The organism is Bradyrhizobium sp. CB1717, assembly GCF_029714325.1.
Taxonomy (GTDB): Bacteria; Pseudomonadota; Alphaproteobacteria; order Rhizobiales; family Xanthobacteraceae; genus Bradyrhizobium.
On the sequence record NZ_CP121666.1, the window covers coordinates 1,130,459 to 1,156,582 of the forward strand.

The 26,124-nt window shown below is 64.8% G+C and carries 19 protein-coding genes and 2 pseudogenes; 8 read left to right on the forward strand and 13 right to left on the reverse strand.

Annotated features, from left to right (window positions below; translation table 11 throughout):
* Window positions 1–36: 36 nt before the first annotated feature.
* Window positions 37–1,662 carry a glycosyltransferase family 39 protein gene (locus QA649_RS05365; RefSeq protein WP_283023275.1) on the forward strand — a complete coding sequence of 542 codons (1,626 nt, stop codon included), beginning with the start codon at window positions 37–39 and terminating at the stop codon, window positions 1,660–1,662.
* A gap of 131 nt (window positions 1,663–1,793) precedes the next feature.
* Here the strand turns inward: QA649_RS05365 and QA649_RS05370 are convergent, their stop codons facing one another.
* From QA649_RS05370 to QA649_RS05390, 5 genes and pseudogenes are all read right to left on the reverse strand, one after another.
* The gene (locus QA649_RS05370; RefSeq protein ID WP_283023276.1) at window positions 1,794–2,111 is read right to left on the reverse strand and encodes an HPr family phosphocarrier protein; all 318 of its coding nucleotides are present in this window, start codon (window positions 2,109–2,111) and stop codon (window positions 1,794–1,796) included.
* Window positions 2,108–2,509: a PTS sugar transporter subunit IIA gene (locus QA649_RS05375; protein ID WP_007597752.1), complete on the reverse strand. Its 402-nt coding sequence runs from the start codon at window positions 2,507–2,509 to the stop codon at window positions 2,108–2,110. Before QA649_RS05375 ends, QA649_RS05370 begins: the two co-directional genes overlap by 4 nt.
* 133 nt (window positions 2,510–2,642) lie before the next feature.
* Window positions 2,643–3,167 (reverse strand): annotated as a pseudogene (locus QA649_RS05380) (HPr kinase/phosphatase C-terminal domain-containing protein).
* A complete protein-coding gene (locus QA649_RS05385) occupies window positions 3,164–4,966 on the reverse strand; it encodes a sensor histidine kinase (RefSeq protein ID WP_283023278.1) in 1,803 nt (600 codons plus the stop codon). Before QA649_RS05385 ends, QA649_RS05380 begins: the two are co-directional and overlap by 4 nt.
* A 203-nt stretch (window positions 4,967–5,169) precedes the next feature.
* Complete coding sequence (locus QA649_RS05390; RefSeq protein WP_008542552.1) at window positions 5,170–5,871, reverse strand: response regulator transcription factor; 702 nt, start codon at window positions 5,869–5,871, stop codon at window positions 5,170–5,172.
* Between the two features lie 242 nt (window positions 5,872–6,113).
* Here QA649_RS05390 and QA649_RS05395 point away from each other — a divergent pair, with 242 nt between their 5' ends.
* The 3 genes from QA649_RS05395 to QA649_RS05405 all read left to right on the forward strand — a co-directional run bounded on the left by QA649_RS05395 (window position 6,114) and on the right by QA649_RS05405 (window position 11,422).
* The gene (locus QA649_RS05395; RefSeq protein WP_283023279.1) at window positions 6,114–6,863 is read left to right on the forward strand and encodes a DUF2470 domain-containing protein; all 750 of its coding nucleotides are present in this window, start codon (window positions 6,114–6,116) and stop codon (window positions 6,861–6,863) included.
* A 65-nt stretch (window positions 6,864–6,928) separates the two neighbouring features.
* Window positions 6,929–9,520, forward strand: coding sequence for a CHAT domain-containing tetratricopeptide repeat protein (locus QA649_RS05400; RefSeq protein WP_283023280.1), 2,592 nt, complete (start codon window positions 6,929–6,931; stop codon window positions 9,518–9,520).
* Between the two features lie 285 nt (window positions 9,521–9,805).
* Window positions 9,806–11,422, forward strand: a complete 1,617-nt coding sequence (locus QA649_RS05405; protein ID WP_283023281.1) for a phosphoenolpyruvate carboxykinase — start codon at window positions 9,806–9,808, stop codon at window positions 11,420–11,422.
* 168 nt (window positions 11,423–11,590) lie between these two features.
* Here the strand turns inward: QA649_RS05405 and QA649_RS05410 are convergent, their stop codons facing one another.
* Window positions 11,591–12,406 (reverse strand): thioesterase family protein, encoded by an 816-nt coding sequence (locus QA649_RS05410; RefSeq protein WP_283023282.1) that lies wholly within the window; start codon window positions 12,404–12,406, stop codon window positions 11,591–11,593.
* Between the two features lie 228 nt (window positions 12,407–12,634).
* Complete coding sequence (locus QA649_RS05415) at window positions 12,635–15,151, reverse strand: glycogen/starch/alpha-glucan phosphorylase (RefSeq protein ID WP_283023283.1); 2,517 nt, start codon at window positions 15,149–15,151, stop codon at window positions 12,635–12,637.
* 203 nt (window positions 15,152–15,354) lie between these two features.
* Here QA649_RS05415 and QA649_RS05420 point away from each other — a divergent pair, with 203 nt between their 5' ends.
* A complete protein-coding gene (locus QA649_RS05420; RefSeq protein WP_283023284.1) occupies window positions 15,355–15,588 on the forward strand; it encodes a hypothetical protein in 234 nt (77 codons plus the stop codon).
* A gap of 93 nt (window positions 15,589–15,681) precedes the next feature.
* Here the strand turns inward: QA649_RS05420 and QA649_RS05425 are convergent.
* Window positions 15,682–15,972, reverse strand: a pseudogene (locus QA649_RS05425) (GIY-YIG nuclease family protein).
* 193 nt (window positions 15,973–16,165) lie between these two features.
* Here QA649_RS05425 and QA649_RS05430 point away from each other — a divergent pair.
* Entirely contained in the window at window positions 16,166–16,597 is a 432-nt protein-coding gene (locus QA649_RS05430; RefSeq protein ID WP_018647904.1) for a hypothetical protein, read from the forward strand.
* Between the two features lie 112 nt (window positions 16,598–16,709).
* Here QA649_RS05430 and QA649_RS05435 read toward each other — a convergent pair whose 3' ends face one another.
* A complete protein-coding gene (locus tag QA649_RS05435) occupies window positions 16,710–17,486 on the reverse strand; it encodes a DUF2865 domain-containing protein (RefSeq protein WP_283025972.1) in 777 nt (258 codons plus the stop codon).
* A 248-nt stretch (window positions 17,487–17,734) separates the two neighbouring features.
* Window positions 17,735–18,298 carry an orotate phosphoribosyltransferase gene (pyrE, locus tag QA649_RS05440; RefSeq protein ID WP_018647906.1) on the reverse strand — a complete coding sequence of 188 codons (564 nt, stop codon included), beginning with the start codon at window positions 18,296–18,298 and terminating at the stop codon, window positions 17,735–17,737.
* Between the two features lie 203 nt (window positions 18,299–18,501).
* Here pyrE and QA649_RS05445 point away from each other — a divergent pair, with 203 nt between their 5' ends.
* Entirely contained in the window at window positions 18,502–19,128 is a 627-nt protein-coding gene (locus tag QA649_RS05445) for a glutathione S-transferase family protein (RefSeq protein ID WP_283023285.1), read from the forward strand.
* A 169-nt stretch (window positions 19,129–19,297) separates the two neighbouring features.
* Here QA649_RS05445 and QA649_RS05450 read toward each other — a convergent pair whose 3' ends face one another.
* The 3 genes from QA649_RS05450 to QA649_RS05460 all read right to left on the reverse strand — a co-directional run bounded on the left by QA649_RS05450 (window position 19,298) and on the right by QA649_RS05460 (window position 24,573).
* The gene (locus QA649_RS05450; protein WP_283023286.1) at window positions 19,298–19,933 is read right to left on the reverse strand and encodes a LysE family translocator; all 636 of its coding nucleotides are present in this window, start codon (window positions 19,931–19,933) and stop codon (window positions 19,298–19,300) included.
* 278 nt (window positions 19,934–20,211) lie between these two features.
* Complete coding sequence (polA, locus tag QA649_RS05455; RefSeq protein WP_283023287.1) at window positions 20,212–23,289, reverse strand: DNA polymerase I; 3,078 nt, start codon at window positions 23,287–23,289, stop codon at window positions 20,212–20,214.
* A 216-nt stretch (window positions 23,290–23,505) separates the two neighbouring features.
* On the reverse strand, window positions 23,506–24,573 hold the full coding sequence (locus tag QA649_RS05460; RefSeq protein ID WP_283023288.1) for an acyltransferase family protein: 1,068 nt from the start codon (window positions 24,571–24,573) through the stop codon (window positions 23,506–23,508).
* 194 nt (window positions 24,574–24,767) lie between these two features.
* Between QA649_RS05460 and QA649_RS05465 the strand changes: the two genes are divergently transcribed.
* Window positions 24,768–26,084 (forward strand): UDP-glucose/GDP-mannose dehydrogenase family protein, encoded by a 1,317-nt coding sequence (locus QA649_RS05465; protein WP_283023289.1) that lies wholly within the window; start codon window positions 24,768–24,770, stop codon window positions 26,082–26,084.
* Window positions 26,085–26,124 lie beyond the last annotated feature (40 nt).

A 26,124-nucleotide genomic window follows, 5' to 3' on the forward strand; every position in this document is an offset into this window, starting at 1 on the left:
TCTCACTCAGGCGCAAAACGCGCTACCCAAGCGCCCATGTCCACGACCTCGATCTCTTCCTCCCGACCGCGCGCAAAAGTCCGGGTGAGCTATGACCGCTTCCGCGCCTGGCTGGTCGCCTGCGCGACCCGCCCCGAGGCGCGGCTCTGGCTGGTGATCCAGCTCGCCATCCTGCATGCCGTGCTCTGGACCTTCATCCTGATCAATCTGAAGGCGGCGCAGGACGTTCACATGGACGTCGCAGAAGCCTGGGGCTGGGGCCAGAAATTCCTCTGGGGCTATGGCAAGCACCCGCCGCTGTCGGGCTGGGTCGCCGGCCTCTGGTTCAGGGTGTTCCCGGCGACGGACTGGGCGACCTATGCGCTGGCGATGGCGACCGTTGGCGTCGGCATGGTGATCTGCTGGCTGGTTGCCTTGCGCGTGGTGGATGCGCGCCGCGCGTTCCTGGTCGTGGTGATGGTCGCGCTCTATCCGATCTTCAATTTCAAGGGTTTCAAGTACAACCCCGACCTGCTCCAGCTCGTTACGCTGCCGCTGCTGGTGCTCGCTTATCTCAACGCCTTCGAGAAGCGGAGCTGGCAATCCGGCATTTGGCTCGGCCTTGCCGGCGCGCTGGCGCTGATGACCAAATACTGGGTGCTGACCATGATCGGCGCCATCGGCCTTGCGGCGCTGATCCATCCGGAGCGGATGAAGTTCCTCTCTTCGCCGGCGCCATGGGTGGCGATCGCGACGATGCTGGCGGCAATGATCCCGCACGTCGTCTGGCTCGCGGAGGCGCATTTCGTGCCGCTGACCTATGCCGGCGACACCTACAGCCTCGATGACGCGCGTCTCGTGCATCAGCTCGTGGCCGGTTACGCCCTGCATAATATCGCGCTGCTGGCGCTGCCGGTGGCGCTGGCCGCGCTGGCCATGGCGTGGGTACCGCCGTGGCTCACCCTGCTGCTGCGGGCGCCCTCGCGCATCGTCACGCGCGCCTGGGCGCGCGGCGCCAATCCGGGCGTCAATGTTGCGCAGGCGCTGAATGTCTGGATCGTCCAGGTCATCGTCGCGGTCGGCCCCCCGCTCGGCGCGCTGGCCTTCAGCATCTACATGAAGACCGATTGGGGCATCTCGCTGTTCTTTCTGGTGCCCTTGGCGCTGGTCGCGATCCCCGTGCTGCGGGTGCAGAGCGCGGTGCTGTTCAACATCGCCGCGATCTGGCTCGTGCTCAGCGTCGCCACGCTTGCCGCTTCGCCCTGGATCGCCGCGCGCGAGATGGCAGCCAATGCCGGCAACGCACAGATCTACGGCGCGCGCTCGGAGCTCGCGCGCGAATTGACCCAGGCCTGGCACACCCGCTTCGGCTCGCGCTGGGCCGTCGTTGCCGGCACGATGGAGCAGATCCAGCCGCTGGTGTTCTACAGCCCGGATCATCCGTCCGCATTGCTGCCGTTGGAGGCCTGGGATTCCGGCCTGACCTCGCGCGACGACGTGAAGAAGTACGGCTTCATCGGCGTGTTCGACCCGACCGACGGCCGCCTGCCGGCCTTCGAGAAATGGGTGTCGGAGACAGCGCCCAACGCCGAGCGCATCGTGATGACGACGCGCCGTTTCACCCACGGCAAGGCCGGCCCGTCGATGAGCTGGAATATCTACATCGCGCCGCCGGGGAAGTGATTGCGACGTTGTCGGTCTCGTAGGGTGGGCAAAGGCGCGACGCGCCGTGCCCACCATCTCTCGCTAATCGCCAGAAAAGTCGTGGGCATGCTTCGCTTTGCCCACCCTACGGCACTGAGCATGTGGCGGGCCTAAACCCCTTCCTCGTTGAACTTGCTCTCAACGAGCTCCGTGATCGCCGCAAGCGCAGCTTCCGCATCATCGCCCGCCGCCGCGACCGTGATCGTCGTGCCCGGCCCCGCGGCCAGCATCATCAGGCCCATGATCGAGGTGCCGCCGACGGTCTCGCCGCCGCGCGTCACCCACACTTGCGCGTTGAAGCGCTCGACCGCCTGGACGAATTTCGCCGAGGCGCGCGCGTGCAGGCCGCGCTTGTTGATGATCAGGAGCTCCTTGGAGATCGCGCCCGCGGGCACGCCTGTCGCCGCTTGTGGCGCGTCGTCGCTCATTTGCCGGCGAGCACGCGGCTGGCGATGGTGACGTATTTGCGGCCAGCTTCCTGGGCCATCGCGATCGCGTCCGGCAGCGGACGCTCCTCGCGCACCTTGGCGAGCTTCACCAGCATGGGCAGGTTGATGCCTGCGAGCACTTCGACCTTGGGCCGGCTCATGCAGGATATTGCGAGGTTCGACGGCGTGCCGCCGAACATGTCGGTGAGGATCGCAACGCCGTCGCCGGAATCGACGCGGTTAACCGCCTCGATGATGTCGCTTCGGCAGAGATCGGAATCATCTTCGGCGCCGATCGTGATCGCTTCGATTTGCTTTTGTGGGCCCATGACATGTTCAAGCGCTGCCTTGAATTCGTCGGCAAGGCGCCCGTGGGTCACAAGTACTAGACCAATCATCGGAAAACTCCTCGCGGGCGCTTTTGGTGCACCGCACGAACGCGCCACTTTGACCATCCAGAGCCCCCGCGCAAGAGGGGATGTTGCGTATCTCCCTGAATCTAGACGGATGGATGAGGGGAGCTGCGCCGGTCTACTCGGTCGCGATAGTGGGGTTCATATGGTTACCATTTCCCTTCAAACAATCGCCTGAGGGCTTAGCAGAAGGTTAACTCTTGGTAGTGGTCAAGGCCGCGACAACCAAAGGGAGGGGCGAATAGTCGCGGCTGACGGGGATTCGCGGTATTTCCACACCGAAAATGCTTGTTTTCAGAGATTCGGCCGCAGGCAGCCGTTCCGCGTCCTGATCATCCAGATCGACCACGAGGCCGACGATCGCATGCTCCACGAAGTCGCAGCGGCGGATTCCGAGGCCTCGGATCTCGATCAGGCCGGCCAGCGTGAGGGCGGGGCGGACCTCAATTTCGTTGCCGACTGTCGCCAGATGGACACGGTCATCACCGACCAGAACGGCCCTTTCGAGCAGGCCTGACCGCCCCGCCATGATCAAATCAAAGGCAAGGCGCGACTTGCCGGAGCCCGAGGGACCGCGGATCAGAACTGCGATCTGTCCGACCTTGACCGCGGAGGCGTGCACGCTGGGCCCGCCCTCGCTCATAGCGCCGGCAGCCTCACCACGAAGCGCGCGCCGGCAATTGTCGGGACACCCTCGTCGTCCGCTGGGCCTGCGCGATTCTCCGCCCAGATGCGCCCGCCATGAGCGTCGACGATCTGCTTGGAGATCGAGAGGCCGAGGCCGGAGTTCTGGCCAAAGCCCTGATGCGGACGATCGGTGTAGAAGCGCTCGAAGATGCGCTCCAGCGCGTCATCGCGAATGCCGGGGCCGTCATCGTCGACCACGATCTCGATTTCTCCGCGGACGCGGCGGCAGGTGAGGCGCACCTTGCTGCCGGCTTCGGAGAAGGACTGCGCGTTGGAGAGCAGGTTGGAGACCACCTGTCCCAGTCGAGAGTCGTGGCCGGTCACCGCGAACGTGTCGGTCGGCCCGCGCCCCTCGAAGCGTGCCTCGACCGCGACGTCGTGGCCGAGCTTGGTTTCGTTGGCGACGGAGACCAGCGTGCCGAGCAGGCGCCTGAGGTCGACCGGAATCGCATCCTGCCGCTGCAACTCGGCATCGAGACGGCTGGCGTCGGAGATGTCGGAGATCAGGCGGTCGAGCCGCTTGACGTCGTGCTCGATCACCTCGAGCAGGCGCGCGCGGCTGTTCTCGTTGCGCGCGAGCGGCAGCGTCTCGACTGCGGAGCGCAGCGAGGTCAGCGGGTTCTTCAATTCATGGGCGACGTCGGCGGCGAACATCTCGATCGCCTCGATGCGGCTGTAGAGCGCGTTGGTCATGTCGCGCAGCGCGCCGGAGAGATGCCCGATCTCGTCGCGGCGGCGGGTGAAGTCGGGGATCTCGACGCGGGTCTTGATGCGGCGGCGGACGCGCTCGGCGCTGTCGGCGAGCCGGCGCACGGGACCGGCGATCGTGCTGGCAAGCAGCAGCGACAGCATGATCATGACCGCGGCCGCGACGCCGCCGACCTTCAGGATGGCGAGGCGCTCGGCGGTGACCATCTGGTCGATGTCGTCGCCTTGGGTGGACAGCATCAGCGCGCCGTGGATGGCGCGTGAGCGAAGCACCGGCACGGCAACCGAGACGATCACCTCGCCGCGCGCATTGACCCGCACCATCGAGCGCTTCTGGCCCTGCAACGCATCACCGACTTCCGCATAGCCATTGCCGTTCTCGGGTCCGAGCTCGCGATAGAGCGGCAGGTCGCCGCGGTTCAGCCAGGTGCGCACCGCGACCATGCCGCGCTCGACCACACCGGGCTTCTCGGCGGATAATGGCGGCAGGGGGAACCGCAGCACGTTTTCGAGGTTTCGGCTGTCGAGCAGCAGGCTGCCGTTCGGATCGTAGATGCGGGCGCGCGTCTTGGTCGGCGAGATCAGCGTGCGCAGCACCGGCGCCACGCGCTCCGGATTGATCGGGAAATCCAGCGGCGAATAGTCGTCCGAGCCGCCATAGGTCTCGCCCGGCTTGAGGTCGAGCAGCCGGTCGGGGTCGATGGTGATGGCGTTGGTCTGCACGGTGGCGGAGGCCGCAATGGCGCCGGCGATGATCTCGGCCTGCACCAGCAGGCTCTGCGCACGCGCGTCGATCAGGCCGGCTCGAAATTGCGACAGATAGAGGATGCTGGCCACCAGCGCGACGAGGCCGGCGAGGTTGAGCGAGACGATGCGGCGGGTCAGGCTCGAGAAGGACAGCGCGAAGAAGAACTGTCCGGCGCGCTTGAGCCAGTTCAGCGGCCGCCAGCCCTGCGGGGCCGGCTTGTCCTCGACGTGCTCCGGAACGCCGTCGGAGGTGATATCCGCGGCGTTCTGGTTCTCGTCAGGTTGCGTTCGGTCAAGCAATGCTCACGCCCGCGTTAGGACATCTCGTGCGAAGGGTCCCCGCATCCTAGAGCATGATCCGGAAAAGTGTGCAGCGGTTTTCCGAACGATCATGCTCAAACAAAACCCAAAGCGCGATACCGATCGCGCTTTGGAGCTCTCGCGGTCGTGATGGAATCAGAACCGGCGATGCTCTCGATCTCTCATGAAGGCGCTTACCGCCCTCAGGCTTCCTTGAAACGGTAGCCGACGCCGTAGAGCGTCTCGATCATCTCGAACTCGTTGTCGACCACCTTGAACTTCTTGCGCAGCCGCTTGATGTGGCTGTCGATGGTGCGGTCGTCGACATAGACCTGATCGTCATAGGCGGCGTCCATCAGCGCGTTGCGGCTCTTCACCACGCCGGGCCGGGTCGCGAGCGCCTGCAGGATCAGGAATTCGGTGACGGTCAGCGTCACCGGCTCGTTCTTCCAGGTGCAGGTGTGGCGTTCCGGATCCATGCGCAGCAGGCCGCGGTCGAGCGCCTTGGCATCGTTCTCCTTCGGCGCGACGGTCGGGTCCTTCGGCGCCGAGCGGCGCAGCACGGCCTTGACGCGCTCGACCAGAAGGCGCTGCGAGAACGGTTTACGGATGAAGTCGTCGGCGCCCATCTTGAGGCCGAACAGCTCGTCGATCTCTTCGTCCTTGGAGGTCAGGAAGATCACCGGCAGGTCGGATTTCTGCCTGAGGCGACGCAGCGTCTCCATGCCGTCCATGCGCGGCATCTTGATGTCGAGGATGGCGAGGTCGGGCTGGGTGGTGCGGAAACCGTCAAGCGCGGACGCGCCGTCGGTGTAGGTCATGATGCGGTAGCCTTCGGCTTCCAGCGCGATCGAGACGGATGTGAGAATGTTGCGGTCGTCGTCGACCAAAGCGATTGTGGGCATGAGCCTCTGCTTTCTGCTTTCCGTTTGGGTCGTGGCTTGAAACGGCGAGCAATCCAGTGATGCGCCGCATACATGGGTCCCGAACTCGGCGTTCGAACTTTTGTCACCGAGCAATGCAAGCTGGGCTGAAGTGTGACCAAGTTCCACGAAACACGGCAGATTCGCCGCATCTCGACCCATAACCAGACCCCCGTTTAGCCGAAAAAAGACCCCCCTTGCAACCACCCGAGCCGAGAAAGCCCATGCAACCGACCCCCGATTTCGACCCCGGAAAGCTCGCCAAATCGCTGCTGAGGCGGTCGCGGCAGGGCGCTCTCGCAACGTTGATGGTGGGTTCCGGCGATCCCTATTGTTCCCTGGTCAATCTGGCGAGCCATCCCGACGGCTCGCCCATCCTGCTGATCTCGGGGCTGGCCGTGCACACCAGGAACATCCTCGCCGATCCCAGGGTCTCCCTGATGCTGGACGAGCGTGCGGCCGGCGACCCCCTGGAGGGGGCCCGGATCATGCTATCCGGGCGGGCGGAACCGGCCGGTGACGAGAAGGAATTGCTCCAACGGCGGTATTTGGGTGCCCATCCGTCGGCGGAAGCCTTTGTTTCGTTTAAGGACTTTTCGTTCTACCGGATCCGCCCCACGGGCACCCATCTGGTCGCCGGATTCGGCCGGATCGTCGACCTTAAGCCCAAGCAATTCCTCACCGACCTCAGCGGTGCCGAGGACCTGCTGGCGGCCGAGGAGGGCGCCGTGGAGCACATGAATGTCGACCACCGGGACGCCATGAATCTCTATGCGACCAGGCTGCTCAGCGCGCCCGCCGGCGACTGGCGCTGCACCGGATGCGACCCCGAAGGCCTCGACATGCAGGACGGCCAGACCGCGCTGCGGCTGGATTTCCCGGAGCGCGTGACCGATGGCACGGCACTGCGCAAGATGCTGGTCCGCCTCGCTGGCGAAGCACGCAAGATGATGGACCAGAGCGCAAGCCTTTGAACGCTGCCGCCCATCGCCGCGACCCAAGACCGTGATGGTTTTCGGGCTCGCAGCGAGAGGGATTCATGGCGCGTCATCGTTTGGCATTGGCCGCGGGCCTGGCCCTCGCGATCACCACATTGCTTGTCACTCCCGCCCTGGCCCAGAAGGGCGATCTCGCCGCACAGGGCGCGCGTATCAACGCGCTCATCAGTGCCGGCAAGTATCCGGAAGCTCTGCCGCTCGCGCAGGCGATGGTCGCGCGCCTGGAGAGCGACAACGGTCGTGAGCTCTCCGCCGCGCTCAACAATCTCGGCCAGGTCTATGCCGGCCAGGGCCGCGACGATCTGGCCGAGCCGGTCTACAAGCGCGCCATCGCGCTGATGGAGAAGGCGCTCGGCCTCGACACCGCCCTGATCGCGCCCGAGCTGAGCAATCTCGCCGCGCTGTATCAGCGGCAAGGTCGCTTCACTGAAGCCGAACCGCTGTTCAAGCGTGCGCTTGCGGTCAGCGAAAAGAGCCTGTCGCGCGAGCATCCCGACGTCGGCCGGGCCCTCAACAATCTTGCCACCCTCTACGTGAAGCAGGAGCATTTTGCCGACGCCGAGCCGCTGTTCCAGCGTGCGCTCGCGATCTATCAGAAGGCCGCAGGTCCCGAGCATCCCGCGGTCGCCACCGTCCTCAACAACATCGGCCAGGTCGACCGTGACCTCAATCGCGATGCCGAGGCCGAGGCGCCGATCAAGCGCTCGCTCGCCATCCGCGAAAAAGTGCTGGGGCCGGATCATCCCGATGTCGCGCGTTCGCTGAACAATCTCGCCGGACTCTACGAGCACCGGCAGCGTTATGCCGATGCCGAACCGCTGTATCGCCGGGCGCTGACGATCCGCGAGCGTGCGCTTGGGCCGGATCATCCGGACACTCTGACCTCGACCGGCAATCTCGCTTATTTCCTCTACATCTCCGGACGCACCGCCGATGCCCTGCCGCTCGCGGAAAAGACGCTTGCCAGCGGTCGCGCGCAGCTGCGTATCGTGTTGCCGATCCTGTTCTCCGCGCGGCAGCAGCATCTCCTGCCCGACGACAAGGCTCTGGACGAGGCGCTCGCCGCGATCCAGCGCGGCACGCAATCCTCCGCGGCATCGGCCGTGAACAAGCTCGCAGTGCGGCTTGCCGCCGGCAGCGATCGGCTCGCCGAGCTCGTGCGCAGGGACCAGGATCTCGGCGCCGAGGCCGAGGCGCTCGACAAGGCGATCATCACGGCGGTGTCCAAGCAGGCCGGGCAACGCGACGCCGCGGCCGAGCAGCGCAGCCGCGCGCGGATCGCTGCGATCGCGAGCGAGCGCGCCGGTCTGCAGAAGACGCTCGCTGTCGAATTCCCCGACTATGCCTCGCTCTCCAATCCGCTGCCGCTCGCGGTGAAGGACATCCAGCCGCTGCTGTCGGCCGATGAAGCGATGACGATCTATTCCGTCGTCGACAAGCAGAGCTACGTCATCGCGATCACGCGCGAGGGCGTGGACTGGAAGCACGTTCCGCTCGGTGCGGACGCGCTGACGCAGAAGGTGTCCGCGTTCCGCAAGGGGCTCGACGTCGGCAAGGCGCGCGATGCCTCCGGCAAATCGGGCCTGTTCGATCTCGCGCTGGCCCATGAACTCTATGCCGCGCTGCTCGGCCCGGTCGAGGCGCTGACGAAAGACAAGCGCAGCCTTCTGGTGGTGCCGTCGGCGGCGCTGACCGCATTGCCGTTTCATCTGCTCGTCACGGAGACGCCGCAAGCTGCGATCCCGGACAAGCTCGAGGGCTATCGCAACGCCGCCTGGCTGTTGCGGCGTCAGGCCGTCTCGGTGCTGCCGTCGGTGATCAGCCTGAAATCGCTGCGCGCCTTTGCGCGCCGGGATCAAGGCGTCAAGCCGATGACCGGCTTCGGCGATCCCGTGTTCAACCCTGCAGCCGAAGGGCCGGCCGACCGGCGCGCTGCGGGCGGCAAGGTTGCCGCGCGCAGCATCGCGACGATGGCCTATACCGACTTCTGGCGCGGCGCCGGTGTCGATCGCGCGCAGCTTGCGAAAGCGCTGCCGCAACTGCCTGACACCGCGGACGAGCTGAACGCGGTGGCGAAGGATGTTGGCGCCGGCGAAGTCGACATCCATCTCGGTCGCGACGCCAGCGAAACGACGCTCAAGCGTGCAGCGCTTGCTCAATACAGCATCATCTACTTCGCCACCCACGGCCTCGTTGCGGGCGACGTCAAGGGATTGGGCGAGCCATCGCTTGCGCTCTCCATTCCCGATCAGCCCTCCGAGATCGACGACGGCCTTCTGACCGCGAGCGAAGTCGCGCAGCTCAAGCTCAATGCGGATTGGGTTGTGCTGTCGGCCTGCAACACCATCGCCGGCGACAAGCCCGGCGCGGAGGCGCTGTCGGGGCTGGCACGCTCGTTCTTCTACGCCGGTGCTCGTGCGTTGCTGGTCTCGCATTGGGCAGTCGATTCGGAAGCTGCCACCCGCTTGACCACGTCGACTTTCGCCCTGCTCAAGAACGAACCAAAAATCGGTCGTGCCGAAGCTTTGCGCCGCGCCATGTTGACGTACGTTGACGACACCTCGTCGCCGCGTAACGCCTATCCTGCGATGTGGGGACCCTTCGCGCTGATCGGCGAGGGTGAGGTAAGATAGAACGCCGCAAGGGATTGTGCGTCGCAATAACCCCAGGCAACGCCAAAACACGCGTTTGGTTGCGCGATCATCCGTGATTTTTTGATGCGCTTGCTCAGAGCTGACATGCGCGACGTTTGGCGCGGTCCTTGAATAAACCAAATCCTGCGGGATCACCTTGGCAACGCCAGCGTTCATCAGTATTAGGTCGTCCAGCCGAGGCCGGATGGCCTGCTATTCACGGTGACCGCGATGGTGCCAAAGCTTGGTCGCGCTAGGTGTCGCGGGTTCTAGGAGGATTTTTTCGTGCAAGAGACGGGCGTGCGCAACGGTGCCTTCGGCGCCGACAAATTCGGCTTAAAGAAGCTCAAGCAGGTTCACTGGAATCTGGGTGCGCCGCAACTCTATCAATACTCGCTCTCCGCGGGCGAGGCGATGCTGTCCGCTGACGGCGCGCTCTGCGCCGACACCGGCGAGTTCACCGGCCGCAGCCCCAAGGACAAGTTCACGGTGCGCGACGCCACCACCGACAAGAAGATGTGGTGGGCCGGCAACCAGTCGATCACCGCGGAGCAGTTCGAGGCGCTCTACCAGGACTTCCTCAAGCACGCCGAAGGCAAGACGCTGTTCGCGCAGGACCTCTACGGTGGCGCCGATCCGGCCTACCGGATCAAGACGCGCGTCTTCACCGAGCTCGCCTGGCACTCGCTGTTCATCCGCACGCTCTTGATCCGCCCCGAGGCGGTCGAGCTGGCGAGCTTCACGCCGGAGCTCACCATCATCGACATGCCGAGCTTCCGCGCCGATCCGAAGCGCCACGGCTGCAAGTCCGAGAACGTCGTCGCGATCGACTTCGCCCGCAAGATCGTGCTGATCGGCGGCTCCTACTATGCCGGCGAGATGAAGAAGTCGGTCTTCACTACGCTGAACTACTACCTGCCCGAGCGCGGCGTGATGCCGATGCACTGCTCGGCCAATGTCGGCGCTGGCGGTGACACCGCGATCTTCTTCGGGCTGTCAGGCACCGGCAAGACCACGCTGTCGGCCGATCCGAACCGCACGCTGATCGGCGACGACGAGCACGGCTGGGGTCCGAACGGCGTCTTCAATTTCGAAGGCGGTTGCTACGCCAAGTGCATCAAGCTGTCGCAGGAAGCCGAGCCGGAGATCTATGCGGCCTCGACCCGCTTCGGCGCGGTGCTCGAGAACTGCGTGCTCGACGAGGACACCCGTGTCGTCGATTTCGACGATGGCTCCAAGACCGAGAACACGCGTTCGGCCTATCCGCTCGACTTCATCCCGAACGCCTCGCGCACCGGCCGTGCGCCGCAGCCGAAGAACGTGGTGATGCTCGCCGCCGACGCCTTCGGCGTGCTGCCGCCGATCGCAAAGCTGTCGCCGGCGCAGGCGATGTACCACTTCCTGTCCGGCTACACCGCCAAGGTCGCCGGCACCGAGCGCGGTCTCGGCAACGAGCCGCAGCCGGAATTCTCCACCTGCTTCGGTTCGCCCTTCCTGCCGCTCGACCCCAGCGTCTACGGCAACATGCTGCGCGACCTCATCGCCCAGCACAATGTCGATTGCTGGCTGGTCAACACGGGGTGGACCGGCGGCAAGTACGGTGTCGGCTCGCGCATGCCGATCAAGGTGACCCGCGCGCTGCTCACTGCCGCGCTCGATGGTTCGCTCCGTAACGTCGAATTCCGCACCGACAAATATTTCGGCTTCGCGGTCCCGACCGCGCTGCCGGGCGTGCCGGCCGAGATCCTCAACCCGGTCAACACCTGGAAGGACAAGGACGAGTTCGACAAGACCGCCCGCGCACTGGTCGGCATGTTCCAGAAGAACTTCGCCAAGTTCGAAGCCCAGGTCGACGCCGAGGTGCGTGCGGCGGCGCCGGACGTGAAGATGGCGGCGGAGTAAGGTTGCAGCATTTGAGATACGAAAGGGCGGCCGCGAGGCCGCCCTTTTTGTTTGTGGCACGATCTCTCCACTCGTCATTGCGAGCGCAGCGAAGCAATCCAGGCTGCCTCTGCGGAGGAATTCTGGATTGCTTCGTCGCTACGCTCCTCGCAATGACGTGGAAGCAGCTCAGGCCTTGAAATACGCGATCTGCGTCGTGGTCGCGAGCAGCCGGCCGTTCGGCGACCACAGCTCGGCGTTCTGGTCGGCGTAGCTCTTGTGCATGATCTTGGAATCGGCCGTCGCCAGCACGCGCGTGATGTCCTCGGCGGCGAGCTCGTCGCTGTCGGTGTGGAAATAGGTCGTCAGCGACACCGTGCCGAACGGCACCAGTTCGCGCCTGGCGTGGAAGATGCGGCCGAAGAAGGCGTCTGACATCGACATCAGCGACAGCATGTCGAGCTGGCGCGGCGTGCGGTCGCTGATCCAGATCTTCGAGTAGGTGCTGGCGAGTTCGGCCTGCGGCGGGCCGATGCGCATCTCGCCCTCGACGAAGCGGAATTCATACTGGTTGGCCCAGGCCGCCGAGATTTTTGGGAACGGAAGCGTCTGTTCGAACGGCTTTGCGTCCGGGGCCTTCGCCACCCGGTGCTCCCAGGAGGGGCGGCGCTCGGCAAACACGGCGGTGGCGAGCGTCGCGACCTCGCCGCCGCCTTGCGACAGTTCGACGCTCCAGTGCTGGCTGGAGCGGTTGGCCTTCACCAGCCGCACGTCGAGATCGAACGGGCCCTTGGCGATCGGCGCGCAGTAATTGACGGTGAGGGCCAGCGGATCGCCGGCGCGTTCGGGATGGTCGATCAGCGCGCGCAAAATGGTCGCGGCAGTGGCGCCGCCGAACGGGCCGACAAAGGCCCAGTAATCGTCGCTGGTGTGCCCCTGCCAACTGCTGTCACCCGCGGTGATGCGGGTGGCGTCGTCGAACGGGTGCGGGAGCTTGGCGTGCATTGTCGGTCCTCGATGTCTCCGCGACCGTCATTGCGAGCGCAGCGAAGCAATCCAGAGTCTTTCCGCGGAGACAGTCTGGATTGCTTCGCTGCGCTCGCAATGACGGTGTCTCAGGCGACGGCGTCTGCCTCACAGACGCCGTTCCTGGGGATGACGACGATCATATCATCATCCGCTTGCCGAGATGCAACAACCTCGCAGGTAACGCCGATTTCACGCCGCGGAAAATCAGCCCGCGACGTCGCGTAAGTTCGGCAGGAGCGGCGTGGTCGGGTTGACCGGCACGTTCCAGATCTCCTCGGCATATTCGCGGATGGTGCGGTCGGAGGAGAACCACGCCATGCGCGCGACGTTGAGGATGGAGGCGCGCGTCCAGGCCGGCGCCACCTGCCAGCGTGCGTCGACCGCGCGCTGCGCCTCGTAGTAGGAATCGAAATCGGCGCTGACCATGTAATGGTCGAGATAGCGCAGCGCATGCGCGATGGATTCGAAGCGGCCGGGATCGCCGGGCGAGAACTCGCCGGCGGCGATCGCATTGATGGCGCGCTGCAGCTTCGGCGACTTGCGGACCACGTCGGAGGCATCCAGCCCCTGCTTGCGGCGGATCATCACGTCGCCGGCTTCCATGCCGAAGATTGCGATGTTTTCGCTGCCCACATGGTCGCGGATCTCGATATTGGCGCCGTCGAGCGTGCCGATGGTGATGGCGCCGTTCAGCGCCAGCTTCATGTTGCCGGTGCCGGACGCTTCCATGCCGGCGGTGGAGATCTGCTCGGAGAGATCAGCCGCGGGAATGATGACTTCGGCGAGGCTGACATTGTAGTCGGGCAGGAACGCGACCTTCAGCTTGCCGCCGATCGCGGGATCGTTGTTGACGACTTCCGCGACGTCGTTGATCAGCTTGATGATCAGCTTTGCGTAGCGATAGCTCGCCGCCGCCTTGCCGGCGAAGATCTTGACCCGCGGCACCCAATTGCCGTTGGGATCGTCCTTGATCGACTGGTACAGCGCGACCGTCTCGATGACGTTGAGCAGCTGGCGCTTGTACTCGTGGATGCGCTTGATCTGCACGTCGAACAGCGCGCCGGGGTCGACCTTGATGCCGAGCCGCTCGCCGATCAGGCGCGCCAGCGCCGCCTTGTTGGCGTGCTTGACGGCGCGGAATTTCTTCTGGAATTCGACGTCGCTGGCGCGGGCCTCGATCAGTGAGAGCTGGGTCGGATCGTCGAGCACGGCGTCGCCGCAGGTCTCGCGCAACAGGTCGGTCAGCTTCGGGTTCGCCAGCATCAGCCAGCGGCGGAAGGTGATGCCGTTGGTCTTGTTGGTGATGCGGCCGGGATAGAGATGGTTGAGGTCGTGGAACACGGTCTCGCGCATCAGGTCCGAATGCATCGCCGAGACGCCGTTGATGCGATGCGAGCCGACGAAGGCGAGCTGGCCCATGCGGACGCGGCGGCCGCTCTTCTCGTCGATCAACGAGACCGAGGCGCGGAAGTCGATGTCGCCGGGCGCGCGCGCTTCGGCGAGCGCCAGATGCTGCACGTTGATGCGGTAGATGATCTCGAGATGTCGCGGCAACAGCCGCTCGAACAGCTCGACCGGCCAGGTCTCGAGCGCCTCGGGCAGCAGCGTGTGGTTGGTGTAGGAGAGGGTGGCGACCGTGATCTTCCAGGCCTCGTCCCAGCGGAAATTGTGCAGGTCGACGAGGATCCGCATCAGCTCGGTGACGGCAAGGCTCGGATGGGTGTCGTTGAGCTGCACCGCGACCTTGTTCGACAGGCTGCGCAGCTGGCCGTCGGACGACAGGTGCCGCTTGACCAGATCCTGGAGCGAGGCCGAGACGAAGAAATATTCCTGGCGCAGCCGCAGCTCGCGGCCCGCCGGGCTCTCGTCGTTCGGATAGAGGAATTTGCAGATCGCTTCCGCGCGCGCCTGCTCGGCGCTGGCGCTGACATAGTCGCCCTTGTTGAAGGCGTCGAGCTTCAGCGGATCGGGCGAGCGCGCCGACCACAGCCGCAGCGCGTTGACGTGCTGTCCGCGCCAGCCGACGATCGGCGTGTCATAGGCGATCGCCTGCACGGTCTCGCTCGCGTGCCAGATCGCGCGGTCGCGGCCCTTGTCGTCGACATGCTCGACGCCGCCGCCGAAATTGATGTCGTAGATCACCTCGGGCCGCTGCAATTCCCAGGGATTGCCGAAGCTCAGCCATTCGTCGGGATATTCCTGCTGCCAGCCCTGATTGATGATCTGGCGGAACAGGCCGTAATCGTAGCGGATGCCGTAGCCGATCGCGGGGATCGACAGCGTCGCCATGCTCTCCATGAAGCAGGCGGCGAGCCGCCCGAGACCGCCATTGCCGAGCGCCGCATCCGGCTCGCATTTGCGCAACTCCGGCAGTGAGACACCGAGATCGCCGAGCGCGACCTCGAAGATCTTCAGGAGGCCCATATTGTTCAGTGCGTCGGTGAACAGACGACCGATCAGGAATTCGAGCGAGAGATAATAGACGCGCTTGCGCCCGGCGTCGTAGCTGCGCTTCTCCGCGCTGAGCCAGCGATGCACGATGCGGTCGCGCAGCGCGAGCGCGGCGGCCTGGTACCAGTCGTGCTTCGTCGCCATGCCCGCGTCCTTGCCGATGGCAAGGCGCAGCTTCGCCAGGATCGCGCCCTTGATCTCAGCCAGCGCGAGCTCGTCGATGGGCTGGCCGGGAGCGGGAAAATTTGGCTGGAACGATTGATCTTGCAAGGCCGTCACTTCCTGGTCGAAACAACACCACTAAACCTACGCGTCCTGCCCCTGCACCGGAACCATCGCTGGCGCGGCCGTGCACTGCGCTGGCGTAAATTTATGCAAGGAATGGGCCGTTTGGGAACCCGGACGAGCACGGAAAGACGCGGATTTCCTGCTAGAATGGCGGCCAATTCAGCCAGCAGTGTGGAGGAGACGCCATGCGACTGTTGATCGAAATCGCCGCCGCCACGTTCCTCGTCGTCTGCATCACCGCCTCCAGCGCGGCATTCGCCGCCGGCAAGACCGGCCGCAGCGCCGACGGCCTCAGCTGCGGCTTTGCCGTCCCGCAAAACGCCTCGCCCGCCGCCCGCTGCGCCGTCATCAAGCGCCAATGCGGCGGCAAGTTCTATGCGAATGCGTGCGGGGACAGGTTGATGTCGGCGGCGAATTGAGGAGAGGGTGACGCTGCGGATGCAGCGTTGCTTGAGCGCCAGCTCCCACCACATCGTCGTCCTGGCGAAAGCCGGGACCCATTACCCCGACCGTCAGATGAGGCCCGATCGGTCATTCCAGTCCGGGTTTTCTTGCTCGATCAGTTTGATCTTCCAGTCGCGCTTCCAGAACTTCAGCTGCTTCTCACGCGCGATGGCTTCCTGCGGCGTCGCGAACGCTTCGACGTGAACGAGGCGGAAGATCTTGTACTTCTGCACGAACTTGGAGCCGCGACCTGAGCGGTGCTATTCGAGCCGCATGCGGATGTCATTGGTAACGCCGATGTACAGCGTCCCGTGATGTCGGCTCGCAAGGATGTAGACGCAGCAACTGCCTGCGCTCATGTGGCTCGAGCTCGCCAATGCAAACTCTGACCGGGGTAATGGGTCCTGGCTTTCGCCAGGACGACGATCTCAACAATTGATCTTACATCACCGGAACAAATTAAGAACACTTTAGCAAGTCTTTGATATATCATTGTGATTCGGCGCGTTGCCGACACAATATCTAGCGTTTGCCCGACTTTGCGAGGACTACATGTCCACCATTGCCTTCGACCAGTTTGCCCTCACCCGGATCGCCGATTTCGCGCGGTCGCTGTCGCGGCTGCATCAGGCGGCGCGGCGGCAGAGAATCGATGACGACCAGTTCGATCGCGAGTTCAACGCGGTGTGCCAGTCGATCTGGGGCTACACCATCGACGACATCAGCGACGATCTGTTCTCGGTCGAGGATCATCTGTTTCTCGACACGCTGGACGAAGCGCATGCGCGCATCTTCGCGGCCGAGCAGGGTTATGACCTCATAGGCGAGGCGGGCATGCTCACGGACTGGTGGGGATTCTGCTGGATGATCCTGGCTGAGAAGCGCGGTTTGCTCACGGCCGAGAACCGCGCAGCCGCGCGCGCGGCGATCGAGGAGAAATATCTGGCGGCGCCGAACGTGATCGGGGTGATCATCGGGAGGTGAGTGCCTCCGTCATTGCGAGCGCAGCGAAGCAATCCAGAATCTTTCCGCGGAAGGATTCTGGATTGCTTCGTCGCAAGGGCTCCTCGCAATGACGGCTTGGAGAGAGTTGGGCCTACTCCAGTCCCGCCCGCTTCGCCGGCTTCTGCGTCTTCGGCACCGTCACATCAGGCAGCGTCTCGCGCACGATCTCGGCCGGGGCCGGCGCATCGGCCGACACCGTTTCCGCGCGCACCGGGGCCACCTTCATCTCGCCGAGACGGGCGCGGACCTGCGCGGTGAGGCCGGGATAGGAGGCGACCGGCGTGAAGTCGGCAGCCTGGTCGTTGCCGACGCGGATGCCGGTATAGGCAACGAGGCCGTCGCTGGTCGCGATGACGTCGCCGGCTTTCAGCGAGGAGTCGAGCGCGAGATCGACCGGGGCAAGGCCGGCCGGCTCGCGGCCGTTGCAGGTGCAGTCCGACCGCAGCGCCTTGCGATAGGCGAACGCATTCTCGCTGTCGGCGTAGCGCTCGCCGGTCTGGGAATAGGCGCCGTCGATAGAGGAGCCGAAATAGACCTTGGTCGCGCTGGCGGGACAGAATGCCTGACACATCTGTGCGGGGGAGGCGAGGCCACGCATCAGCGGAAAATATTTGCCGTCACAGCTGCGCACGCAGAAGGCAGGTCCTGAACCGCCGGCCGCGGCCGAGCGCGTCGGCGGCACATATTGCGAGGTTGCAGCATTCTGCTGGCCGGTGAAGGGATCGGTGTAGGAGTTCGCCTGCTGCGGCACCTCACGCTGCGGTCGCTGCTGCTGCATTCCGCCGAAGAGGAAGTCGAACAGGCCCTCGGCCGAAACCGGGGCGGGAGCCGCGAGCGTCGGCGCTGCAAGCATGGCGGCCACAAGCATCGCGCGACGCCGCCGGCGCGCATGGGACATGACTGTACGCAATGCCTACTCCACCCGACGCTACTGAACCGGGCCGAGACCGAGCGGTCTCAGCACATGATTCACCATAAGGCGCGATGGTAAATGAGCAGTTGAGCGGAGGCGGTTTCAAGACGAGGCGGTGGCCTCTTTAAGGCCGAGCGCAGCTTTGGATGGATGGTTGCTTCCGGGGCACACCGAGGCATGACGGCGAAAGATGTTTCGCCGCGTCAAGCCTTCAGGAACTCCGACGCCTTGTACAGCGAGCGGAACGGCAGGCCGGCCGCACCGAACGTGTCGGTGGCGCCTTCCTCGCGGTCGACCATGGTCAGCACCAGCACCACTTCGGCGCCGGTCTCGCGCACGGATTCCACCGCTTTCATCGCCGAGCCGCCTGTCGTGGTGACGTCCTCGACGATCACGACGCGCTTGCCGGCCAACGTCTCGCCCTTGGGCAGGCCCTCGATCGCGAGCTTGGCGCCGTGCTCCTTCGGCTTCTTGCGCACGAAGAACGCCGCGATGGGATGGCCCTTGATCCAGGAGATCTGCGCCAGCGCGCCGGCGAGCGGCACCGCGCCCATCTCGAGCCCGCCGATGAAATCGAGCTGGTCGTCCTTCAGCGCCTCATAGGTCAGCTCGGCCAGCAGCGTCGCGCCCTCGGGGTCGAGCATGGTCGGCTTGAGGTTGAAGTAGAAATCGCTCTTGCGGCCCGACGCGAGCGTCACCTCGCCACGGCCGAAAGAGCGCCGGCGGATGATCTCGAACAGGCGGGCGCGGGAAGCGGATTTCGACACGGCGGTCCCTCGAACAGCGTTTTTGGAGGAGGCGGAATTTATCCGCGACGGCGGCGACATTCCAGTGGGGGCAGGCCCCGCAAGACCACCGTCAACAGGGCATCGCCCGCGGCGACAGGACAGCCACCATGCCCGACCGCTGGTTGAAAGACCGCAATGTCCTGGGTTAGTGGGATGCCAGCAATGCGGGAAGGAACAGCCACATGACCATCGAGCTCCACACCTGGAATACGCCGAACGGCCGGAAAATCTCGGTCGCGCTCGAGGAGATGGGGCTGCCCTACAAGGTGATCCCGGTGAACATCAGCAAGGGCGAGCAGATGGCGCCGGAGTTCCTCAAGCTCTCACCCAACAACAAGATTCCCGCCATCGTCGACCCCGAGGGGCCCGACGGCAAGCCCGTCAGCATCTTCGAGTCCGGCGCGATCCTGCTCTATCTCGGTGAAAAGACCGGCAAATTCCTGCCGAAATCGCTTGCCGGGCGCATCCCGGTCTACGAATGGCTGATGTGGCAGATGGGCGGATTCGGCCCGATGCCCGGCCAGGTGCACCATTTCATCGCGCTCGAGAACGAGCAGGACCGCGCCTATGGCCTGAAGCGCTACATGGCCGAGACCCGCCGGCTCTACGGCGTGCTCGACCGCCGGCTTGAGGGGCGCGATTTCGTCGCCGGCGACCTCTCGGTTGCCGATTTTGCCATTTTGGGCTGGGCCTGGCGCCATCCTCGCCACAAGGTTGAGCTGACCGACTTCCCCAACGTCAAGCGCTGGTACGAGGCCCTGATGGCCCGCCCGGGAGTGAAGCGCGGGATGGACGCGAAGCTGGATTGATTGGACGCTCTTACCCTCTCCCCTTGCTTGTGGGAGAGGGTGGCTCGCCGCAGGGCGGCGAGACGGGTGAGGGGTCTCCATCCTCACGAACGGTCCTGCCCGCGGAGAGAACCCCTCATCCGGCGCTTCGCGCCACCTTCTCCCGCAAGGGGAGAAGGAAGAAAGAAGCTCATACCTTCTTTGCTTCCACCGCCATCCTGACCGCGAGCCCGGCGAGCACCGTGCCCATCAGCCAGCGCTGCACCAGCATCCAGCTCGGCCGGCTCGCCAGGAACAGCGCGATCGATCCGGCGGCGAGCGCGATCATCGCATTGACGCTGACGCTGATCGCGATCTGGATCGCACCCAGCACCACCGACTGCGTCAGCACGCTGCCGGCTGTGGGATCGATGAACTGCGGCAGCAGTGCCAGATACAGCATCGCGATCTTGGGGTTGAGCAGATTGGTGACGAAGCCCATCGCGAACAATTTGCGCGGGCTGTCGATGGCGAGCTTTTTCAACTGGAACGGCGAGCGGCCGCCCGGCTTCACCGCCTGCCAGGCGAGCCAGAGCAGATAACCGGCGCCGGCAAAGCGCAGCGCGTCATAGGCGAAGGGAATGGCGAGCAGCAGCGCCGTAATGCCGAACGCCGCGCACAGCATGTAGAACACGAAGCCCAGTGCCACGCCGCCGAGCGAGACGATGCCGGCCGCCGGCCCCTGCGTGATCGAGCGCGAGATCAGATAGATCATGTTCGGCCCGGGCGTTAGCACGAGACCGAGGCAGACGAGGGCGAAGCCGAGCAGTGCGGGGGTGTGGGGCATGAGCGAACCGGTGCGGGAGATGCAGAGGTTCTAGTATGAGCGGGATCGCGGGGCCATCGCGCAATTGCTCGGAGGACAAATTGAGCCTCTCGCCGCGTACTCGCTGCGCTCCCTCGCCCCGTTCTTACGGGGCCGCGACGAGCTTCGCTCGCGCTGGGAGGGTTGGGGTGAGGGGCTCTTTCCACACGGGCGGTCGTCGATAGACCTGTACCCCCTCACCCGGATCGCAAGGGCGATCCGACCTCTCCCCGCAAGCCGGGAGAGGTAAGAGAAGGGCCTTAATGCGCCTCGTCCCAATTGTTCGCTGCGCGCGCATCGACATGCAGCGGCACCGAGAGCAGCACGGCCGGGAACGGCGCGTCCTGCATGACCTTCTGCACGACCGGCAGCGTCGCTTCGACCTCTGCCTCCGGCACCTCGAAGATCAATTCGTCATGCACCTGGAGCAGCATCTGCGCCGAGAGCTTCTTCTCGGCGAGCGCGTCCTCCACCCGCGTCATGGCGCGGCGGATGATGTCCGCGGCGGTGCCCTGGAGACGGGCGTTGATCGCGGCGCGCTCATTGAAGGCGCGCACCGAGGCATTCGAGGCCTTGATGTCGGGGTAGTGGCACTTGCGGCCGAACAGCGTGGTGACATAGCCGTGGCTGCGGCAGAAATCGCGCGTCTCGTCCATGTAGGCGCGGATGCCGGGGAAGCGCTCGAAGTATTTCTTGATGTAGGCGGAAGCTTCTTCGCGCGCGATGCCGAGCTGGTTGGCGAGGCCGAACGCCGAGATACCGTAGATGATACCGAAATTGATCGCCTTGGCGCGGCGGCGGATCTCGCTCGGCATGCCCTTGATCGGCACACCGAACATTTCGGAGGCGGTCATGGCGTGAATGTCGAGCCCGTCGCGAAACGCCTGTTTCAGCACGGGAATGTCGGCGATCTCGGCGAGCAGCCTGAGCTCGATCTGCGAATAGTCGGCGGACACCAGCTTGTGTCCAGGTGTCGCGATGAAGGCGCGCCGAATCTTGCGGCCGTCCTCGGTGCGTACCGGGATGTTCTGCAAGTTGGGCTCGTTCGACGAGAGCCGGCCCGTCGTGGTCGCCGCCAGCGCGTAGGTCGTGTGCACGCGATGCGTCTGCGGATTGACATAGGTCGGCAGCGCGTCGGTATAGGTCGATTTCAGTTTTGAAACCTGCCGCCACTCCAAAATCTTCCGCGGAAAATCGTGGCCCTGCTCAGCGAGGTCGTCGAGCACCTGTGCGGTGGTCGACCACGCGCCGGTCTTGGTCTTGGTGCCGCCGGACAATCCCATCTTGCCGAACAGGATGTCGCCGATCTGCTTGGGGCTGCCGACATTGACGGGCTCGCCCGCGATCTCCTGGATCTCGGCTTCGACGCGCGCCGCCGTCTGGGCGAAGTCGCCGGAAAGCCGCGACAGCACCTGGCGGTCGATCGAGATGCCGCGTCGCTCCATGCGCGCGAGCACGGACACCAGCGGCCGCTCCAGCGTCTCGTAGACAGTGGCCATGTGCTCGGCGACAAGGCGCGGCTTCAGCACGCGCCAGACCCGCAGGGCCATGTCGGCGCCTTCGGCCGACAGCGGCGCGGCCTTGTCGATCGGCACCTGGTCGAAGGTGATCTTGCCCTTGCCGCTGCCGATCAGCTCGCTCTCCTTGAGCATGGCGTGGCCGAACCAGCGCTCGGACAGCTGCTCCAGCGCGTGCGAGCCGCGGCCGGCGTCGAGCACGTAGGAGATCAGGAGCGCATCGTCGATGTTGCGCAGGGTGATGCCGTGCTGCGCCAGCATCACCGCGGTGAATTTGACGTCGAAGCCGATCTTGAGAATGCCTGCCGATTCCAGCACCGGCCGCAGCGCTTCGATCGCATCGGCATGCTTGACCTGGTCGGGCGCCAGGCCCGCGTCGAACAGGCCGCCGCCGCCGCCGGACTGCTTGTGCGCCAGCGGCACATAGCAGGCCTCGTTCGGCGCCAGCGCCAGCGCGATGCCGCAGAGATCGGCCTGCATCGGATCGATGCTGTTCGCCTTGATCTCGATCGAGACATGACCGGTGTCGTGGATGCGCGCGATGAAGGCATTGAGCTCCGTCAGCGACTTGATCGCCTGATACTTGGCTCGGTCGACCGGCAGCTTACGGAGCGCCTCTTCGCGCGCTGCGGCGAGCGAGATCGGCCCGCCCTTGGGGCTCGCGGCCTTATCCTCTTTGCCCGCTGATTTGTTGGGCTCGTTCGGCCGGGCCTGCGGCGCCGCGCCAGACCCCGGCGCGGGCACGACGTCCGAGGGCGGCAGTGGCGAGAAGACGCTGGCGCCGCTGGCATAGCCGGGATCGGCGTCCACGTTGGAGGGGTCGATCTGCGAATACTCGGCGACGCGACGCGTCAGCGTGGTGAACTCCATCGCCTTCAGGAACGCGATCAGCTTGCGCGCATCCGGCTCGTGGACCGCGAGGTCGTCGAGCGGCACCTCCAGATCGACCTTGTCGTCGAGCAGCACGAGCTGCCGCGAGATGCGCGCCTTCTCGGCGTTCTCGAGCAGTGCCTCGCGCCGCTTCGGCTGCTTGATCTCGGTGGCGCGGAACAGGAGCTGTTCGAGGTCGCCATATTCGGTGATCAGCTGCGCCGCGGTCTTGATGCCGATGCCGGGCACGCCGGGCACGTTGTCGGTGGAATCGCCGGCGAGCGCCTGCACCTCGACCACCTTCTCCGGCGGCACGCCGAACTTCTCGATCACTTCGGGGATGCCGATGCGGCGATCCTTCATGGTGTCGTACATCATGATCTTGTCGTTCACGAGCTGCATCAAATCCTTGTCGGAGGACACGATGGTCGTGGTGGCGCCGCGCGCGGAAGCTTGCCGGGCGTAAGTCGCAATGAGATCGTCGGCTTCGAAGCCCACCTGTTCCAGGCAGGGCAGGTCGAAGGCGCGCACCGCTTCGCGGATCAGCGCGAATTGCGGGATCAGGTCATCCGGGGCTGGCGGGCGGTGTGCCTTGTAGTCGGGATAGATCTTGTTGCGGAAGGTGATTTCCGACTTGTCGAAGATGATCGCCAGATGCGTCGGCCGGTCGCTCTCGGGCATGTCGCGTAGCAGCTTCCACAGCATGTTGCAGAAGCCGAGCACAGCATTGACTTGCAAGCCGTCGGACTTGCGGTTCAGCGGCGGCAGCGCGTGATAGGCGCGGAAGATGTAGCCGGAACCATCGACCAGGAAGATATGGTCGCCCTTGCCGGCCGCCTTTGCCGCGACCGGTTTGGCAGCAGCTGTCGCAGCAGCGGCCTTGGTGTCAGCAGCCTTTGGTGCGGCCTTGGTGTCAGCTTTGGCGGAGGTCTTCGGGGAGGATTTGGGCATGGCCGCAATGTATGAATTTTTGCGGGGTTTGACAGCCTTGGGAGGGGGATTTTTGGCTCACGGGCGCCGCTATCCCCACTGTCGTTTCCCGCATCCTCCGCCGTCATTCCCCGCGAAAGCGGGGAATCCAGTACGCCGCGGCTCCTCGGCTCAATCACTGACGTTTCGGCGTACTGGGGCGCCCGGTCAAGCCGGGCGACGACACCGAGAGCTCAGCTACTCCGCCGCCTGCAACACCGGCCCTGCCTTCTTCGGCGCGATCCAGAATACGTCCGGCCGCTCGAACAGGAAGTGCGCGTTGAGCCGCAAGGCAACCTGCCAGATCACAAGGGATCCGATCACGCCGGCGATGGTGACGATCAGCGACACCGCGCCGATATCAGGGATGATGCCGGTGCGGAGCAGCAGGGTTCGTGTCGCCGCCATTGGCAGGAAGAAGGCGAGATAGATCACGATGGAATGCTCGCCGCAGAAGCGGAAGAAGTTCAGCCAATGCGCGCGCGCGAGCAGCGTGCCGGTCGTGATGATGGCGCAGGCGCCGGCGAAGCCGAGCACAAGCGACACGATCTTCCATTCGCTCGCGCCGATTGCGACGAGGCCGGCATTGACCAGCGCCCAGGCCGCGAGCGCTGCGAGCGCCCATGCAGGATGGCTGCGCGCGCGATCCGACAGTGCGAACACGTAAGGCGCGAACAGATAGCCCGAATAGAAATAGACGAAGCGCGCGCAGAACTCGTCGATCGCGGTCCAGCCGGTCGTGATGCGCGCCGTCTCCAGCGCTGCGGCAATGAGCCAGATCGCGAGCGGCGGAAGTTTGCGTGTCGATTTTGTGACGACAAAGAAGACCGGCAACAGATAGATGAACCAGAGCGTGCCGAACGGCTCGATGAAGGATTCGAGGTACCGGAGGCCGACCTCGCGCCAGCTCGTCTCCGCGGCAAACGCGGGCGCCTTGAAGCCGAACTGGATTGTCACCCAGACGACATAAAAATAGGCGAAATGCATCACCTTGCGGTCGAGATAGGTTCGCCAGTCGCGGTCGATCACGAGCGGCAGGAACAGGCCCGAAATCAGGAAGAAATCCGGCATCCGGAACGGCTTTGCGAAGGCCACGACGACATGCATGAAACCGGTCTCGCCGGCGGCGAGCTCGACCCCCAGCACCGAATGCATCATCACGACCATGACGATGCAGATGCCCTTGGCATAGTCGATCCAGTCGACACGCGCGGCGGCAGGGGCCTTGGAGAGCCCGTGTGCTGCGATTGTGCCTGATGAAGCCATGGTGTCCCTTTTCGAGCCGTATTCCGCCCGTCCCTGTATGGGCGTGGGGCAGTTTGAAGCCCCGCGGTTTCAGACTTCTTTACCGGTTCAATTCACGTGCCGGTTTTTGCGTCGCTGACGGTTCCCTTCCACCGGGAAAATGCTAAACCGCCCCACATTGGGGTTTCGTTAACCAAGCCAAAACAGGTTTTTTCATGCGAATCGCGATGATCGGAACGGGCTATGTGGGACTGGTGTCCGGAGCCTGCTTTGCGGATTTCGGTCACGACGTCACCTGCGTCGACAAGGACGAGAGGAAGATCGCGGCCCTGCACCGCGGCGAGATCCCGATCTACGAGCCCGGCCTCGACGAGCTGGTCGCAACCAACGTCAAGGCCAAGCGGCTCGACTTCACCACCGACCTGTCGAAGCCGGTCGCCGATGCGGACGCCGTGTTCATCGCGGTCGGCACGCCCTCGCGCCGCGGCGACGGTCACGCCGACCTGTCTTACGTCTATGCCGCCGCGAAAGAGATCGCGCAGTCGTTGACCGGCTTCACCGTCGTGGTGACGAAGTCGACCGTGCCCGTCGGCACCGGCGACGAGGTCGAGCGCATCATCCGCGAGACCAACCCGAAGGCGGACGTCGTGGTCGCCTCCAACCCCGAATTCCTGCGCGAGGGCGCGGCGATCCGCGACTTCAAGTTCCCCGACCGCGTCGTGGTCGGCACCTCGGACGAGCGCGGCCGCAAGGTGATGGGCGACATCTATCGCCCGCTGTCGCTGAACCAGGCGCCGCTGATGTTCACCGCGCGCCGCACCGCGGAGATGATCAAATACGCCGCGAACGCCTTTCTCGCGACCAAGATCACCTTCATCAACGAGATCGCGGACCTCTCGGAGAAGGTCGGCGCCAACGTGCAGGAGGTCGCACGCGGCATTGGCCTCGACAACCGCATCGGCACCAAGTTCCTGCATGCCGGTCCCGGCTTTGGCGGCTCGTGCTTCCCGAAGGACACCAAGGCGCTGATCAAGATCGCGCAGGACTACGACGTGTCCTTGCGCATCGTCGAATCCGTGCTTGCCGTGAACGAGAACCGCAAGCGCGCCATGGCGCGGAAAGTGAGTCAGGCGCTCGGCGGAGGCTTGCGCGGCAAGACCATCGCCGTGCTCGGCCTGACCTTCAAGCCCGACACCGACGACATGCGCGACGCGCCGTCGATCCCACTCGTCACCGGCCTGATCGACATGGGCGCGAACGTGAAGGCGTTCGATCCCGTCGGCATGGAGCAGGCGAAGGGTGAGCTGCCCAACATCACCTATTGCGAGGACGCCTATTCCTGCGCGCAAGGCGCCGATGCCCTCGTCATCGTCACCGAGTGGGTGCAGTTCCGCGCGCTCGATCTCGACCGGCTGAAGGCGGCCATGGCGCAGCCCGTCGTCGTCGACCTCCGCAACATCTACAGCCCCGAGGACATGCGCGCGGCCGGCTTCACCTATGAGAGCGTCGGCCGCCCGTCGGCGCAGGGCTGATCGTTACACACGATTGTCATACCCCGCGAAGGCGGGGTAT